Below are 15734 nucleotides of genomic sequence, written 5' to 3' on the forward strand. Positions count from 1 at the left end.
GATAAAGTCGCAGGCATGGCACGGATTGCGGTGATCGGCGCCGGGATGGGCGCGATGGCGGCTGCCGCCCGGCTGGCCGTCGCGGGCCACCGGGTGGCGGTGTACGAGCGTACGGAGACGTACGGCGGTGCGGTGCGCCGTTTCGAGCGGGACGGTTTCTCCTTCGACACCGGCCCCGGGCTGCTGTCGGTGCCCGCGGTCTACCGCGACCTGTTCGTCAAGACCGGCAGGGAGCCGCTGGAGGAGTGCGTCGAGCTGGTCCAGGTCGACCCGTCCTCGCGGCACGTCTTCGCGGACGGCACGACGGTGTCCTTGCCGAACGCCTCCCGCGCGGGCGTCGTCTCGGCCCTGGACCAGGCGCTCGGGACGGATGCCGGGCAGCGCTGGGGCGACTTCCTGGTACGGGCCCGCGAGGCCTGGGACCGCACGCGCCGACCGCTCCTCGAGGAGCCCCTGTGGTCCGACTGGTCGGTGCTGGCCGAGCGTGAGCCGTATCCGGCGGTCCCGCACAAGCGGCTGCTGCGCACCCGGCGGGCGAGCACCCTCGCCGAGATCGGCGCGTGGGAGCTGCGCGACCCCCGGCTCACCGCGCTCCTGGAGAGCCACGCGCTCGCATACGGCCTGGACCCGCGGGACACCCCGGCGAGCGCGGCCGTACTGCCGTACATGGAGCACGCCTTCGGTACGTGGTATGTCCGCGGTGGCATGAGGGAGTTGGCGCGCGCGGTGTACGAGCGGTGCGTGGCGCGGAGGGTCGAGTTCGTCTTCGGCGCCGAGGTCGCACGGATCCTGGAGAAGGACGGACGGGCCGCCGGGGTCGAGTTGGCCGACGGGTCGGTGGCGGAGGCGGACCACGTCGTGGCGGGGGTGGGGCCCGATCGGTTGAGCTCCATGACCGAGCATCAGCTGTACGAAGCCGGTGACGTGCGGCCTCAGCGCATGGACGGGTACCAGCCCGGACGATTCACGGTGTTTCTGGCGCTGCGTGGGCAGCACGAGCCCGGTGCGGTCCACAGAACGATCGTGCACGCCCCCGACCGCACGGCTGAGCTGGACTTCCTCCGCGACCGCACGGAAGAGCCGGCGCGGCCCACCGTGACGGTGCTGCGGCCGGACGACCCCGCCCTGCGCCCCGACGAGGAACACGAGTCCGTGGTCCTGTCGGCCGTGTTGCCGCCCGGGATCGAGTGGGATGTCGAGGGCACCGAAGAACGGTTCGCGGACCTGCTCGTCAGGGCCGCCGAGACAGCTGTGCCCGGTCTGCGCGAGCGTCTCCTGTGGCGGGAGACGCACACACCCGACGACACCGACGACGAGACGGGCTCAGGGTTCGGAGGCCTCTCCGCTCCCGCGCTCGCCGCCGGTCACGGCCGCTTCCTCCACCCGGCGAACGTCGCCGCGCTGCCGGGGCTTTACCGCGTGGGCGGCTGGTCGCATCCCGGCGGCGGTCTCCCGCACACCGGTATGTCGGGCGCGCTGGTCGCCGGGCTGATCGTGGAGGGGCCGGACTTCCGGGGCTCGCAGTGACGGCCCCGTAGGCCGTCAGAAGCGGTACTGCTCGTCGAAGCCGTTGCCGTTGCCCTGCTGCTGTCCGTCGCCCTGGTACGGGTACTGCTGCTCCGGCGGGAGTTCGCCGCCGTAGGGGTCGTCGGTGGTGCGCTGCTGCGGGACCCACACCCCGCCGGCCGGGGTCTCGCCGCCGTACGTGCCGGTGCCGTACTGGCCCTGGCCGTAGTCCTGCTGGCCGTACTGGCCGCCGTAGGTGGTGTCGTACGAGGCGCCGCCGTAGGTCTGCGTGCCGATGTACGGGTCGGAGTAGGCGGCGTACTGCTGCTGGCCGGTCGTGTCGTAGCCGTACTGCTGGTAGCCGGAGTAGCCGTCGTACGCGTAACTCTGGTCGGTGCCCTGGGCGGCCGTCGCGTACTGGTCCTGGGGGTGGGCCGTGGCGGCGTAGGACGAATCGGTGCCGGCGGCGAAGGAGTTGTCGCCGTATATGCCGTAGGAGCCGGTGTCGTCGGGCAGGGGCTGCGGCTCGTACACGGAGGTGGTCTCGGCGGCCGTGGGCTCGGCGGGGCGCGCCGGGGTGAACACGTCGTCGCGGTCGTACTCGTCGTCCTGGCCGTGCGCGGGCCTGCCCTGGGCGTACGTGCCGTCGTCGGCGAAGCCACCATCCGCGGCCTCGAGGTCGGACACCTCGAGGGTCGGGTCCTGGCGGTCCGCCTTGCCGCGGCGGCGCTTGGTGCCGCCGTTCTCGGCGTCCGGGCGGCTGACCGCCCAGCCGGCCGCGAAGCCGCGCCGGAACGACAGCGTGACGTAGGTCTGGCCGACCGCGAAGGCGGCGGCGCCCAGTCCGATGACGATCACGGACGGGATGAGCACACCGAGCACGACGACGAGGAAGCCGACGAACGCGAGCAGCCGCCAGCGGAGCCGCGCCTTGTACTGCAGCAGCACCTCGCCGAGCAGCCACAGCGCGACGACGCCGAACGCGATGTAGAGGACCGTCCAGCCCATGTACGCCCCTCTCCCAGTGGCCGCTACGCAGTGTGTCGTATCTGGGTGCGGCCGGTCTAGGCCTGCGGTGGGTGGTGCAGGCCCAGATTTTCGTAGATTTCCAGCGTCGCCGTGGAGTTGTTGAGCGTGATGAAGTGCAGTCCGGGCACTCCCTCGGCTTGCAGCCGAGCACAGAACTCCGTGGCGAATTCGATGCCAATGGAGCGTACAGCGGTCGGATCGTCTTTTGCTGTGAGGATCCGTTCTTTCAGACCGGAGGGGATGGTGGCGTTGCTGAGCTGCGGCAGCCGCTCGAGCATCTTGACGCTGGTCACCGGCATGACCTCGGGAATCACCGGAGTTTCGCAGCCGGCCGCCGCCACCCGGTCGCGCAGGCGCAGGTACGACTCCGGCTCGAAGAACATCTGTGTGATGGCGTAGTCGGCGCCGGCCCGGCACTTGTCGACGAAGTGCGCGACGTCCGTGTCCCAGTCGGCGGAGCGCGGATGCATCTCCGGGAAGGCGGCGACGCCCACACAGAAGTCGCCCGACTCCTTGATGAGGTGGACGAGTTCGGCGGCGTACGTCAGGCCCTGCGGGTGCGGCACCCAGTCGGCCATGGGGTCACCGGGCGGGTCGCCACGCACGGCGAGCATGTTGCGGATCCCGGCGTCGGCGTACTGGCCGATGATGTTGCGCAGTTCGGCGATGGAGTGGTTGACCGCGGTGAGGTGGGCCACCGGGGTGAGGGTGGTGTCGGCGGCGATCTGCTCGGTCGCCCGCACGGTGCCCGCGCGGGTGGAGCCGCCGGCGCCGTACGTCACGGAGACGAAGTCCGGGGCGACGGCCTCTACCCTGCGGAGCGCGTTCCACAGGTTGCGCTCGCCCTTCTCCGTCTTCGGGGCCCAGAACTCGAAGGAGTGGACCGTCTTGCCGGTGGCGAGCATGTCACGCACAGTGCGTGCGCGGTCAGTCCTGGTGGATGCGGTTCCGAGGGCCATACCCGCAGGTTAGCCAGGGTGCGGCGGTCACCCAACCGAATGCAGGAAATTTGCCCGAATTGTCGACTTGTTGTCCACCCCTTGGACAGGACGACGGACGGTGGCGGACCGCGACGGACGGCAACGAGCGGCAACAGAGAGCGACGGACGACGGTGGGGCGGACAGCGGAGGCGTCACGCCTGCCGCAGGCGCTTCGCGAACTCCGCGGCCGCCGCACCGGGGTCGTCCGCGTCGGTGATCGCCCGTACGACGACGACCCGGCGGGCGCCCGCGTCGAGCACCTCGTCGAGGTTGCCGAGGTCGATGCCGCCGATGGCGAACCAGGGGCGGTCGGTGCCGAGCCCGGCGGTGTGGCGGACCAGGTCGAGGCCGGGAGCGTGACGTCCGGGCTTGGTGGGGGTCGGCCAGCAGGGGCCGGTGCAGAAGTAGTCCACGCCCTCCTGGACGGCGGCGGCCTCCGCCTCGGCCTCGGCGTGCGTGGAGCGGCCTATGAGGACGTCCTCGCCGAGGATCGCGCGGGCCGCGGGGACCGGGAGGTCGCCCTGGCCGAGGTGGAGCACGTCGGCTCCGGCGGCGTGGGCGACGTCCGCGCGGTCGTTGACCGCGAGCAGCTTGCCGTGGCGGGCGCAGGCGTCGGCCAGGACCTCGAGGTGGGACAGTTCCTCGGCCGCCTCCATGCCCTTGTCGCGCAGCTGCACGATGTCGACTCCGCCGGCGAGGACCGCGTCCAGGAACTCGGCGAGGTCGCCCTGGCGCCTGCGGGCGTCCGTGCAGAGGTAGAGGCGGGCGTCGGCGAGCGCGGCGCGTGCGGTGGCGGCAGCGGTGTCGGGCATGCGTGTGTCCCCCCGGAGCCCCCGGCGGGGGCGGGTGTTCGGTGGCGTACGGCCGCGGTGCACCACGGTCGTGGGCCGCGGCCGTACGTCGGACGGTCGTTCGGATCAGTGCGTCAGACGGCGAGCGCCTGGGCGCGGCGCTTCACCTCCGTGCCGCGATTCTCGCTCAGGGCCTGAGCGGGGGTGCCGGGCAGGCTCGGGTCGGGGGTGAAGAGCCACTCCAGCATCTCCTCGTCGGAGAAGCCGTCGTCCCGCAGGAGCGTCAGGGTCCCGGTCAGGCCCTTGACGACCTTGTCCCCGTCGATGAAGGCGGCGGGGACGTGCAGCGCCCGGTTCTCGCCACGGCGTACGGCGATGAGCTGGCCCTCCTTGACCAGCTGCCGCACACGCGTCACCTCGACGTCGAGCATCTCGGCGATGTCGGGAAGGGTGAGCCAGGCGGGGACGAGAGCATCAATCTTTGCGTCAATCTCGGTCACGCCTTCAAGACTGCCATCCCGGACTGACAGTGGGTAGCCGGACTGCCCCCTGCGGGCTACGCCGTCGCCGCCTTCAGCGGCCTCGCGGGGTCCCCGAGCAGCCCGGCGTCCATCGCCGTACCGGCCTCGATCAGCTTCCTGCCCTGGGCCAGATCCCGCGGGCGGCCCACGGCGAGCAGTGCGACCAGACGGCCCTCGCGCAGCCAGCACACGGTCCACGCGGGACCGGCGGGGTCGCCCCGCCACACGGTCGTGTCGGCGGCGGCGTGGTGGCCGGCGTACTGGACGAAGCGGCCGAACTGCTCGGACCAGAAGTACGGCACCGGGTCGTAGACCACGGGGATCTCGCCGGTGGCGTCGCCGATGATGTTGGCCGCGACCGTGCGCGGACCCTGGAGGGCGTTGTCCCAGTGATGGACCAGCAGGCGCTCGCCGTACCGTCCCGAAGGGAAGGAGGCGCAGTCGCCGACCGCGTAGACGTCCGGGACGGAGGTGCGCAGGTGGCCGTCGGCCACGACCTCGCCGTGCGCCCCGAGGGCGATGCCGGAGCCGGCCAGCCAGTCCGTCGCGGGGCGGGCGCCGATGCCGACCACGACCGCGCCGGCGGGCAGCCGCGTGCCGTCGTCGAGCACCACCACGCCGGACTCGACGCGCTGCACGCGCGCGTGCGTGCGCAGCTCGGCGCCGCTGTCGGCGTACCAGGCGGCCATCGGGGCGGCCACCTCGGCGGGCAGCGCGCCGGCGAGCGGGCGGTCCGCGGCCTCGACCACCGTGACCGAGCAACCCGCCTCCCGCGCGGCCGTCGCGAACTCGGCGCCGATCCAGCCCGCGCCGACGACCACGACGTCGTGCTGCAGGGCGAGCACGGGCCGCAGCCGCTCGGCGTCGTCGAGGGTGCGCAGCAGATGCACGCCGGGAACGCCCTCCGCGCCCGGCAGCCGAATCGGTTCGGCACCGGTGGCGAGGACGAGGACGTCGTACGGCACAGGCCCCTCGGCGGTGTCCAGTTCGTGGTCGCCGGGGCGGGCGCCCAGCACCTCGAGCCCGAGCCGCAGTTCGATGCCGAGCGCCTCGAAGTCGACGTCGAAGGCGGAGCCCTCGGCCGTGCCGAGCAGGACGGCCTTGGACAGCGGGGGACGGTCGTACGGCTGGTGGGGCTCCGCGCCGAGCACGGTCACCGTGCCGGTGAAGCCCTGCTCCCGCAGGGCGACCGCGGTCTGCACCCCGGCCATGCCCGCGCCGACCACGACCACGCGACGCTCCGCCGACGTGCCTCGTTGCTGCGTCTGCTCACTCACCTGATCACCATAGACAACTGACAATTCGTCAGTCAGGGGGCGTGCTCGGTGACCTGCTCCACAACCGCCTCGGTCACCCGCGCGACGACCGGCTCGGTCACCTGCTCGACCACGCTCGTCCCGCTGCCCGGCTGCGACTCCCACTCCCAGGCCTCCTCCAGGCGCACCCGGCCGTCGGGCAGTTCGACGACCGTCGACACACAGTGCCCGGACGACGTGCTGCCGTCATGCTTGAGCTGCACGTACCGGAAGTCCAGCCGGTCATCCGTCCGGGTACCCACCAACTGCCCGCGCACGACGTCGCCGCCCGCGTACTCGGCCCAGATCTCGCCGTCCTTCTCGTGGTACGTGAACCGGGTGCGCGTACCCACCTGACCTGGGGCCTGGTCGGCCACGGGGGCGAGGACGAGTCCGTCGAGCGAACGAGCCATGGGCAGAGGCTCCCTTACTGAGACTTACGGCATCGGGCTAGGGTGGCCAACGTAAAGCACTCGCGGGAGCCCGGACGCACCGGGCTGAGAGGGAGGCTGGCGGCCTCCGACCGTACGAACCTGATCCGGGTCATGCCGGCGAAGGGAGGGGCTGGACGCCCATGTCGCCTACGCGTACGCCAGACGTCCTCGTCGTGGGGGGCGGAATCATCGGACTCGTGACGGCGTGGCGGGCCGCGCAGCGCGGGTTCGCCACGGCCGTCGTGGATCCCGACCCCGGGGGCGGGGCCGCGCAGGTGGCGGCCGGGATGCTGGCCGCCGTCACGGAACTGCACTTCGGCGAGCAGACCCTGCTGGGCCTGAACCTCGCCTCGGCCCGCCGCTACCCGGACTTCGCGGCGGAGCTCACCGACCTCACCGGCCACGACCTCGGCTACCGCCGCTGCGGCACGCTCGCCGTGGCGCTGGACGCCGACGACCGCGCCCATCTGCGTGAACTTCACACCCTGCAACGGCAGTCGGGTCTGGACTCCGAGTGGCTGTCCGGGCGGGACTGCCGGCGTCTGGAGCCGATGCTCGCGCCGGGTGTGCGCGGCGGGCTCCGGGTCGACGGCGACCATCAGATCGACCCGCGGCGGCTGGCGGCCGCCCTGGTGGCCGCGTGCGAGCGGGCGGGCGTGGTCTTCCACCGGGAGTGGGCCGAGCGGCTGACCGTCGAGCGGGAGCGGGCGGCGGGGATCGTCACCCGCGAGGGCACGGCGCTGGGCGGGGGGCAGGTGGTGCTCGCGGCCGGCAGCCTCAGCGGGCGGCTCGCGGGGGTCCCGGAGGACGTACGGCCTCCCGTCCGGCCCGTGAAGGGGCAGGTGGTGCGGCTGACCGTGCCGAAGCGGTATGCGCCCTTCCTGAGCCGGACCGTGCGGGCCGTGGTGCGCGGCAGCCAGGTCTACCTGGTGCCTCGGGAGAACGGCGAGCTGGTCGTCGGGGCGACGAGCGAGGAGCTGGGCTGGGACACGACCGTGACGGCGGGGGGCGTGTACGAGCTGCTGCGCGACGCGCACGAGCTGGTGCCGGGGATCACGGAGCTGCCGCTCACGGAGACCCGGGCCGGGTTGCGTCCCGGCTCCCCCGACAACGCGCCGCTGCTCGGCCCCACCGGGCTGGACGGCCTGCTGCTGGCCACCGGGCACTACCGCAACGGCGTGCTGCTCACGCCGGTCACCGGTGACGTGCTGGTCCACGCGCTGGCCACCGGTTCGCTGCCGGACGAGGCCCGGCCCTTCACACCCCGGCGGTTCACCGCCGCCGCACTCACGGAGCAGCCCGTATGAACACCTGCGTCACCATCTCCGTCAACGGGGAGCCCCGGGAGATCGCGCCCGGCACGGCTCTCGACACCCTCGTCCGGACGCTCACCGCGGCGCCGTCCGGCGTGGCCGCCGCGCTCAACGAGACGGTCGTCCCGCGCGGGCAGTGGTCGGCCACCGCCCTCTCCGAGGGAGACCGCGTCGAAGTCCTCACCGCCGTCCAAGGAGGCTGACCCATGGCCGACGACCCCTTTGTCATCGGTGGTACGTCCTTCTCGTCCCGGTTGATCATGGGTACGGGCGGTGCGCCCAGCCTCGACGTGCTGGAGCGGGCGCTGGTCGCCTCGGGCACGGAGCTGACGACGGTCGCGATGCGGCGGGTGGACCCGTCCGTGCACGGGTCCGTGCTGTCGGTGCTGGAGAAGCTCGGGATCCGGGTGCTGCCGAACACGGCCGGCTGTTTCACCGCGGGTGAGGCCGTGCTGACGGCACGGCTGGCCCGGGAGGCGCTCGGCACCGACCTGGTCAAGCTGGAGGTCATCGCCGACGAGCGGACGCTGCTGCCGGATCCGATCGAACTGCTGGACGCCGCGGAGACTCTGGTGGACGACGGGTTCACGGTGCTGCCGTACACGAATGACGACCCGGTGCTGGCGCGGAAACTGGAGGACGTGGGGTGCGCCGCGATCATGCCGCTCGGGTCGCCGATCGGGTCCGGGCTCGGGATCCGCAATCCGCACAACTTCCAGCTGATCGTCGAGCACGCGCGCGTGCCGGTGGTTCTTGATGCCGGGGCCGGTACGGCTTCGGATGTGGCGCTGGCGATGGAGCTGGGGTGTGCCGGTGTGATGCTCGCCTCGGCGGTGACGCGGGCGCAGGAGCCGGTGCTGATGGCTGCCGCCATGCGGAACGGGGTGGAGGCGGGGAGGTTGGCGTACCGAGCGGGGCGGATTCCCCGGCGGCACTTCGCGGAGGCGTCGTCTCCGGTGGCGGGGCTGGCCAGGTTGGATCCGGAACGGCCTGCTTTCTAGTCGCCCTGCGCTGTCCCGCCGCCTGTCTCCTGCGCGCGCACCACCGACACCGTGGGTTGCGAAGTGGACCTTTCGCGCGGGGGCCGTTCGCCGTCGGCGGCTGCGGGATCGTGGGAAGCGTCACAGGTCGGCTGCAGTACCGCCCCGATCTCGGGTGAACCAGCGGGGGGTGTCAGTCTCGGCTCGTACACTCGCCTGCGTGGATACGACCCTTCAGGACCCCCTCGTCGGGCAGGTGCTCGACGGCCGGTATCGCGTCGACGCGCGGATCGCCGTCGGCGGGATGGCCACGGTCTACCGGGCCGTGGACACCCGCCTGGACCGCGTCCTCGCGCTCAAGGTGATGCATCCGACGCTCGCGGTGGACGGCTCCTTCGTCGAGCGGTTCATCCGGGAGGCGAAGTCCGTCGCCCGGCTCGCGCACCCCAACGTCGTCCAGGTCTTCGACCAGGGGAACGACGGGTCGTACGTGTACCTCGCCATGGAGTACGTCGCCGGCTGCACCCTGCGCGACGTACTGCGCGATCGGGGGGCGCTGCAGCCGCGCGCCGCCCTGGACATCCTGGAGCCGGTGCTGGCCGCGCTGGGCGCCGCCCACCGTGCCGGGTTCGTGCACCGGGACATGAAGCCCGAGAACGTCCTGATAGGGGACGACGGGCGGGTCAAGGTCGCCGACTTCGGTCTGGTGCGTGCCGTGGACACGGTCACCAACACCACGGGGACGGTGCTGGGCACCGTTTCCTACCTCGCGCCCGAGCAGATAGAGCACGGCACGGCCGATCCCCGCGTCGACGTGTACGCATGCGGTGTCGTCCTGTACGAGATGCTGACCGGCGCCAGGCCCCACGAGGGGGACTCTCCCGCCGTCGTGCTCTACAAGCACCTCCACGAGGACGTGCCGCCGCCCTCGGCCGTCGTGCCGGGGCTGCCGTACGAACTGGACGAGCTGGTCGCGACGGCCACCGCGCGCACTCCGGACGTCCGGCCGTACGACGCCGTGGAGCTGCTGTCGCAGGTCCGTCAGGCGCGTGCCGCGCTGAGCCCCGGCCAACTGGACGCGGTGCCGCCGCAGGCGGTCGCGTCGGCGCACGACAACGCCGAGGACCGTACGAGCGTCATCCCGCGCGCGCTGACCGTGCCCCGGCCGCTGCCCGTCAACGAGGACGAAGAGCCCGAAGCCGAGTTCAACCGCACCAGTCGGCTGGAGAGCCCGCCGCCGCTCCCGCCGCGCCGGCGATCCGGCCGGTCCCGGCAGCGGCTCGCCACGATCATCGCCGCCGTCCTGGTGGTGTTCGGCGTCGGCGCGGGCGTCTGGTACATCAACTCCGGCCAGTTCACCGAGGTCCCGCCGCTGCTGGCGAAGACCGAGGCGCAGGCCAAGGACCGGCTGGAGGCGGCCGGACTCGAGGTCGGCACGGTCAAGCAGGCCTACAGCGACACCGTGAAGCGCGGCACGGTCATCGGCACGGACCCGGCGCCGGGCGAGCGGATCCGGGACCACGACTCCGTGACGCTCACCATCTCCAAGGGCCCGGAGACCGTGAAGGTGCCGGACCTGGCGGGCTACCGGCTGGACAAGGCGAGGGCCGTGCTGAAGGACAGCGGGCTGGAGCCGGGTCTCGTCACCCGGGAGTTCAGCGACGACGTCCCCCGGGGCTTCGTGATCGGCACGGACCCGGAGACGGGCACCACCCGGCACGCGGGTTCGGCGATCGCCCTCACCGTCAGCAAGGGCAGTCCGGTGGACGTGCCGGACGTCACCGGCGAGGACCTGGCGGACGCCAAGGCCGACCTGGCGGACGCGGGCCTGAAGGTGAAGATCGCCGCCGAGCGCGTCAATTCCGAGTACGACGCCGGGCAGGTCGCGGCGCAGACTCCGGACGCCGACAGCCAGGCCGCCGAGGGCGACACGGTGACGCTGACCGTGTCCAAGGGGCCGGAGATGGTCGAGGTCCCGGACGTGGTCGGCGCCGGTGTCGACGACGCCAAGAAGCTGCTGGAGGCCTCCGGCTTCAAGGTCGAGGAGGACCGGGGTCTGCTCGGTCTCTTCGGCGACACCGTCAAGAAGCAGTCGGTGAAGGCCGGCGACATGGCGCCCAAGGGGTCGACGGTCACGATCACGATCCGGTGACCGGAGCCGCCGGACGTCCCGTGCGAGGGCATGCCGGGCCGCATGACACCCTGAACAGGTGAAAAACCAGCAGTCCGGTCCCTCTCGCAACCCGATCGGCGGTCACGTCCCCGTGGCCGGCGGCCTGAGCTCCGTGGGGCTGACGTACGCCCACGACCTGAGGGCGGAGACCGTGCAGGTCTTCGTCGCCAACCCGCGCGGCTGGGCCACGCCGCCCGGCAACCCGCGGCAGGACGAGGAGTTCCGCGCGGTGTGCGCGGCCGAGTCGATCCCGGCGTATGTGCACGCCCCGTACCTGATCAACTTCGGCTCGCACACCGAGGCGACCGTGCAGAAGTCGGTGGAGTCCCTGCGGCACTCGCTGCGCCGCGGGCGGGAGATCGGCGCGCTCGGGGTGGTCGTGCACACCGGGAGCGCGACCGGCGGGCGGGAGCGGTCCGTGGCCCTGAAGCAGGTGCGGGAGCACATGCTGCCGCTGCTCGAGGAGCTCACCCACGACGACGACCCGTACCTCCTGCTGGAGTCCACGGCCGGTCAGGGCGCCTCGCTCTGCTCCCGGACCTGGGACTTCGGGCCGTATTTCGAGGCGCTGGACGCCCATCCGAAGCTGGGCGTGTGCCTGGACACGTGCCACATCTTCGCGGCGGGCCACGACCTGACCGGGCCGAGCGGCATGCACCAGACGCTCGACCTGCTGGTGGACACCGTCGGCGAGGGCCGGCTGAAGCTGATCCACGCCAACGACTCCAAGGACGTGGTCGGCGCGCACAAGGACCGGCACGAGAACATCGGCTCCGGCCACATCGGCGAGGACCCGTTCCGGGCCCTCATGACGCACCCCGCGACGGCGGGCGTCCCGCTGATCATCGAGACGCCGGGCGGCAAGGAAGGCCATGCGGCGGACGTGGAGCGGCTGAAGAAACTCCGCGATTCCTGACCCGTTCCGGAATACCCCTGGGGGGTATACGGTTCTTGCTCGACGCAGGAACCGTAGACCGGCATTGGGGGCACTCATGCAGCACGAGGCACACGCACACCACCACACGGCCGACACCATGGCCGGCGCCATGACCGGCGCCACCTGGTCCATGGCCGTCCAGGCCACCCTGCACTGCCTGACCGGGTGCGCCATCGGCGAGGTGCTGGGCATGGTGATCGGCACCGCGCTGGGCTGGGGCAACGCGGGGACCACGGTCCTGGCGATCGTCCTGGCGTTCTTCTTCGGCTACTCGTTCACCCTGCGCGGCGTACTGAGGGCCGGCGTCGGGTTCCGTACCGCCTTCCGGGTGGCGCTGGCCGCGGACACACTGTCGATCGCCGTGATGGAGCTGATCGACAACGGCGTGATCGTGCTGTGGCCGGAGGCGATGGACGCGACGCTCGGCGACCTGCTGTTCTGGGGCTCGCTGGCGAGCTCACTGGTGATCGCCTTCGTGGTCACCGTGCCCGTCAACAAGTGGATGATCGGCTGCGGCAAGGGCCACGCGGTGGTGCATCAGTACCACCACTGACCGTCAGAGCTCGGGGCCGTCCCCGGGCTTCTCCTGGTACGAGTAGCGCTGCTCCTGCCAGGGGTCGCCGATGTTGTGATAGCCGCGCTCCTCCCAGAAGCCGCGGCGGTCGGCCGTCATGTACTCCACACCGCGGACCCACTTGGGGCCCTTCCAGGCGTAGAGGTGGGGGACGACCAGGCGGAGCGGGAAACCGTGTTCCGCGGTGAGCAGTTCGCCGTCCTTGTGGGTGGCGAAGATGGTGCGCTCGGCGGCGAAGTCCTCCAGACGGAGGTTGGAGCTGAAGCCGTACTCCGCCCACACCATCGCATGGGTGACGGCCGGCGCGGGCGGGGCGATCTCGAGAATCGTGCGGGCCGGGATGCCGCCCCACTCGGCACCGAGCATGCTGAACTTCGTGACGCAGTGCAGATCGGCCACGACGGTGGTGTACGGCAGGGCCGTGAACTCCTCATGGTTCCAGCAGTGCTTCTCACCGTCGGCAGTGGCCCCGAAGACCCTGAACTCCCAGCGCTCGGGCCGGAACTTGGGCACCGGCCCGTAGTGCGTGACCGGCCAGCCGCGCTGCAGTCGCTGCCCCGGCGGAAGCTCGGACCGTGCCGCTTCTCCAGATTCGCGCTCCACCGGATGACCCATGTCTCCATCCTGACAGACCCCGGGCAGTGCACATGACCAGGGAGTACGAAACAGACAAACAGCACTAAGCGTGCACTACTTACTAAGTACGCACTTACTGGACGATCTTCGGCGCCGGTGCAATCATGCGGCCGCAACCTCCCCAGTTCCCCACATGGAAGGAGCCTGGCGCGATGCAGGGCGACCCCGAGATCATCGAGTTCCTGAACGAGCAGCTCACCGGCGAGCTCACCGCGATCAACCAGTACTTCCTGCACTCGAAGATGCAGGAGAACAATGGCTGGCCGAAGCTCGCGAAGTACACGCGGCACGAGTCGTTCGACGAGATGAAGCACGCCGAGGTGCTCACCGACCGGATTCTGTTCCTGGAGGGGTTGCCGAACTACCAGCGGCTGTTCCACGTGCGGGTGGGCCAGACCGTCAAGGAGATGTTCGAGGCGGACCGGCAGGTCGAGGTCGAGGCGATCGACCGCCTCAGGCGGGGCATCAAGGTGATGCGCGAGAAGGGCGACATCACGTCCGCGAACATCTTCGAGTCGATCCTCGAGGACGAGGAGCACCACATCGACTACCTCGACACCCAGCTGGAGCTGGTGGAGAAGCTCGGTGAGGCGCTCTACCTGGCCCAGCTGATCGAGCAGCCGGAGAGCTAGGCCCGAGCCGGTACCGAGCCGGGCCCGAGCTAGGCCGCCTCGTCCAGGCGCGCGGTCTTCGCGACCTCCGCGATCTCCGCCAGCACCGGCTTGCCCTGGTCGGCCAGTTCCCGGCGCGGACACGCGCCCCGGCCGAGGATCGCCTGGATACGACGGACGCAGGAGCCGCAGTCCGTGCCGGCCTTGCAGGCGGAGGCTATCTGGCGGGGTGTACAGGCGCCGTTGTCCGCATGCTGCTGGACCTGCGCTTCGGTCACTCCGAAGCAGCTGCAGACGAACACGCGGATTCACCTCCCGCCGAGATCAATAAGGCTAACCTAACCTTACCCGTCGCCCAGGGGTCACAAAAGTGGGAGGGGGCGCGGATCGTATGTGATCCGCGCCCCACTTCACGCCCCTGTCACAGGCAGGATCGTCACTGGTCCCGGTACATCTCCGCGACCAGGAACGCCAGGTCGAGCGACTGGCTGCGGTTCAGACGCGGGTCGCAGGCCGTCTCGTAGCGCTGGTGCAGGTCGTCGACGAAGATCTCGTCGCCGCCGCCCACGCACTCGGTGACGTCGTCACCGGTGAGCTCCACGTGGATGCCGCCCGGGTGGGTGCCCAGGCCCTTGTGGACCTCGAAGAAGCCCTTGACCTCGTCGAGCACGTCGTCGAAGCGGCGGGTCTTGTGGCCGGAGGCCGCCTCGAAGGTGTTGCCGTGCATCGGGTCGGTCACCCAGGCCACGGTCGCGCCGGAGGCGGTGACCTTCTCGACCAGCTCGGGCAGCTTGTCGCGGACCTTGTCCGCGCCCATCCGCACGATGAAGGTGAGGCGGCCCGGCTCACGGTCCGGGTCGAGGCGCTCGATGTACTGCAGCGCCTCCTGGGCCGTCGTCGTCGGGCCGAGCTTGATGCCGATCGGGTTGCGGATCTTCGACGCGAACTCGATGTGCGCGTGATCCAGCTGGCGCGTGCGCTCGCCGATCCACACCATGTGCGCCGAGACGTCGTACAGCTGCCCGGTGCGCGAGTCGACCCGGGTCAGGGCGGACTCGTAGTCCAGCAGCAGCGCCTCGTGCGAGGAGTAGAACTCGACGGTCTTGAACTCCTCAGGGTCCGTACCGCAGGCCCGCATGAAGTTCAGCGCGTTGTCGATCTCGCGGGCGAGCTGCTCGTAGCGCTGCCCGGACGGGGACGACTTCACGAAGTCCTGGTTCCAGGCGTGCACCTGGCGCAGGTCGGCGTAGCCGCCGGTGGCGAAGGCGCGCACCAGGTTGAGCGTGGAGGCGGAGGCGTTGTACATCCGCTTCAGGCGCTCGGGGTCCGGGACGCGGGCCTCTTCGGTGAAGTCGAAGCCGTTGACGGAGTCGCCCCGGTAGGTGGGCAGCGTCACGCCGTCGCGGGTCTCGGTGCCCTTGGAGCGCGGCTTGGAGTACTGGCCGGCGATGCGGCCCACCTTCACCACGGGCACGGACGCGGCGTACGTGAGCACGGCGCCCATCTGGAGCAGGGTCTTGAGCTTGTTGCGGATGTGGTCGGCGGACACCGCGTCGAAGGCCTCGGCGCAGTCGCCGCCCTGGAGCAGGAACGCCTCTCCCTTGGCGACGGCCGCCATCCGGGCGCGCAGCTGGTCGCACTCGCCCGCGAAGACGAGCGGCGGATACGACTCGAGCTCCGCGATCACTGCGCGCAGAGCCTCGGTGTCGGGGTACTCGGGCTGCTGCGCCGCGGGCAGGTCTCGCCAGGTGTTGCCAGCGCTCGCGCTGGTCTTAGCGTTCACGGTCACGCCCTCAACATTACGGGGTCGTGTCGAGTCGTTTTCGCCCGGCTCGACAGGTGAGACGGTGTCGAGCGCACCCGTGGAGCGAGTGCGTGGGGTAAGGTGCAGCCCATGTTCGCGCATTCGACCCAGAACTGGTGGTGGACCGCTCATCCGGCGGCCCACTGACT

18 protein-coding genes and 1 riboswitch are annotated in these 15734 nt (G+C 71.0%); of the genes, 9 read left to right on the forward strand and 9 right to left on the reverse strand.

Annotated elements, in window-relative coordinates:
* Positions 1-15: 15 nt before the first annotated feature.
* Complete coding sequence (locus ACFY16_RS05385; protein ID WP_390645730.1) at positions 16-1527, forward strand: phytoene desaturase family protein; 1512 nt, start codon at positions 16-18, stop codon at positions 1525-1527.
* Positions 1528-1542: 15 nt separating this feature from the next.
* On the opposite strand, the gene ACFY16_RS05390 is transcribed toward ACFY16_RS05385, so the two are convergent.
* From ACFY16_RS05390 to ACFY16_RS05415, 6 genes are all read right to left on the reverse strand, one after another.
* Positions 1543-2514: a hypothetical protein gene (locus ACFY16_RS05390; RefSeq protein WP_390645731.1), complete on the reverse strand. Its 972-nt coding sequence runs from the start codon at positions 2512-2514 to the stop codon at positions 1543-1545.
* Positions 2515-2570: 56 nt separating this feature from the next.
* Positions 2571-3494: a methylenetetrahydrofolate reductase [NAD(P)H] gene (metF, locus tag ACFY16_RS05395; protein ID WP_390645732.1), complete on the reverse strand. Its 924-nt coding sequence runs from the start codon at positions 3492-3494 to the stop codon at positions 2571-2573.
* A 174-nt stretch (positions 3495-3668) separates the two neighbouring features.
* On the reverse strand, positions 3669-4328 hold the full coding sequence (thiE, locus tag ACFY16_RS05400; protein ID WP_390645733.1) for a thiamine phosphate synthase: 660 nt from the start codon (positions 4326-4328) through the stop codon (positions 3669-3671).
* 113 nt (positions 4329-4441) lie between these two features.
* Entirely contained in the window at positions 4442-4807 is a 366-nt protein-coding gene (locus ACFY16_RS05405; RefSeq protein ID WP_184895167.1) for a helix-turn-helix domain-containing protein, read from the reverse strand.
* 56 nt (positions 4808-4863) lie between these two features.
* Complete coding sequence (locus ACFY16_RS05410) at positions 4864-6105, reverse strand: NAD(P)/FAD-dependent oxidoreductase (protein WP_390645734.1); 1242 nt, start codon at positions 6103-6105, stop codon at positions 4864-4866.
* A 32-nt stretch (positions 6106-6137) separates the two neighbouring features.
* The gene (locus tag ACFY16_RS05415; RefSeq protein WP_390645735.1) at positions 6138-6536 is read right to left on the reverse strand and encodes a hypothetical protein; all 399 of its coding nucleotides are present in this window, start codon (positions 6534-6536) and stop codon (positions 6138-6140) included.
* Positions 6537-6588: 52 nt separating this feature from the next.
* Positions 6589-6700, forward strand: a riboswitch (TPP riboswitch).
* Here ACFY16_RS05415 and thiO point away from each other — a divergent pair.
* From thiO to ACFY16_RS05445, 6 genes are all read left to right on the forward strand, one after another.
* Positions 6698-7864, forward strand: a complete 1167-nt coding sequence (thiO, locus tag ACFY16_RS05420; RefSeq protein ID WP_390645736.1) for a glycine oxidase ThiO — start codon at positions 6698-6700, stop codon at positions 7862-7864. Its footprint overlaps the riboswitch before it by 3 nt.
* Positions 7861-8073 carry a sulfur carrier protein ThiS gene (gene thiS / locus ACFY16_RS05425; RefSeq protein ID WP_390645737.1) on the forward strand — a complete coding sequence of 71 codons (213 nt, stop codon included), beginning with the start codon at positions 7861-7863 and terminating at the stop codon, positions 8071-8073. Before thiO ends, thiS begins: the two co-directional genes overlap by 4 nt.
* 3 nt (positions 8074-8076) lie before the next feature.
* On the forward strand, positions 8077-8871 hold the full coding sequence (locus ACFY16_RS05430) for a thiazole synthase (RefSeq protein ID WP_390645738.1): 795 nt from the start codon (positions 8077-8079) through the stop codon (positions 8869-8871).
* 199 nt (positions 8872-9070) lie between these two features.
* The gene (pknB, locus tag ACFY16_RS05435; RefSeq protein WP_390645739.1) at positions 9071-11002 is read left to right on the forward strand and encodes a Stk1 family PASTA domain-containing Ser/Thr kinase; all 1932 of its coding nucleotides are present in this window, start codon (positions 9071-9073) and stop codon (positions 11000-11002) included.
* A 58-nt stretch (positions 11003-11060) separates the two neighbouring features.
* On the forward strand, positions 11061-11939 hold the full coding sequence (locus tag ACFY16_RS05440) for a deoxyribonuclease IV (RefSeq protein WP_390645740.1): 879 nt from the start codon (positions 11061-11063) through the stop codon (positions 11937-11939).
* A 76-nt stretch (positions 11940-12015) separates the two neighbouring features.
* Positions 12016-12513: a DUF4396 domain-containing protein gene (locus ACFY16_RS05445; protein ID WP_390645741.1), complete on the forward strand. Its 498-nt coding sequence runs from the start codon at positions 12016-12018 to the stop codon at positions 12511-12513.
* A 3-nt stretch (positions 12514-12516) separates the two neighbouring features.
* Here the strand turns inward: ACFY16_RS05445 and ACFY16_RS05450 are convergent, their stop codons facing one another.
* Positions 12517-13149 carry a sulfite oxidase-like oxidoreductase gene (locus ACFY16_RS05450; RefSeq protein WP_390645742.1) on the reverse strand — a complete coding sequence of 211 codons (633 nt, stop codon included), beginning with the start codon at positions 13147-13149 and terminating at the stop codon, positions 12517-12519.
* A gap of 173 nt (positions 13150-13322) precedes the next feature.
* On the opposite strand from ACFY16_RS05450, the gene bfr reads away from it, so the two are divergent.
* Positions 13323-13802, forward strand: coding sequence for a bacterioferritin (gene bfr / locus ACFY16_RS05455; protein ID WP_390645743.1), 480 nt, complete (start codon positions 13323-13325; stop codon positions 13800-13802).
* Positions 13803-13831: 29 nt separating this feature from the next.
* On the opposite strand, the gene ACFY16_RS05460 is transcribed toward bfr, so the two are convergent.
* Both ACFY16_RS05460 and ACFY16_RS05465 read right to left on the reverse strand, forming a co-directional pair.
* Positions 13832-14083: a bacterioferritin-associated ferredoxin gene (locus ACFY16_RS05460; RefSeq protein WP_390645744.1), complete on the reverse strand. Its 252-nt coding sequence runs from the start codon at positions 14081-14083 to the stop codon at positions 13832-13834.
* 134 nt (positions 14084-14217) lie between these two features.
* Positions 14218-15570 carry a class II 3-deoxy-7-phosphoheptulonate synthase gene (locus tag ACFY16_RS05465; protein WP_390645745.1) on the reverse strand — a complete coding sequence of 451 codons (1353 nt, stop codon included), beginning with the start codon at positions 15568-15570 and terminating at the stop codon, positions 14218-14220.
* Positions 15571-15675: 105 nt separating this feature from the next.
* Between ACFY16_RS05465 and ACFY16_RS05470 the strand changes: the two genes are divergently transcribed.
* On the forward strand, positions 15676-15732 hold the full coding sequence (locus tag ACFY16_RS05470) for a trp operon leader peptide (protein ID WP_071528813.1): 57 nt from the start codon (positions 15676-15678) through the stop codon (positions 15730-15732).
* Positions 15733-15734: the final 2 nt, after the last annotated feature.

Origin of the sequence: Streptomyces sp. NPDC001315, from assembly GCF_042896175.1 — a bacterium.
Lineage (GTDB): Bacteria > Actinomycetota > Actinomycetes > Streptomycetales > Streptomycetaceae > Streptomyces.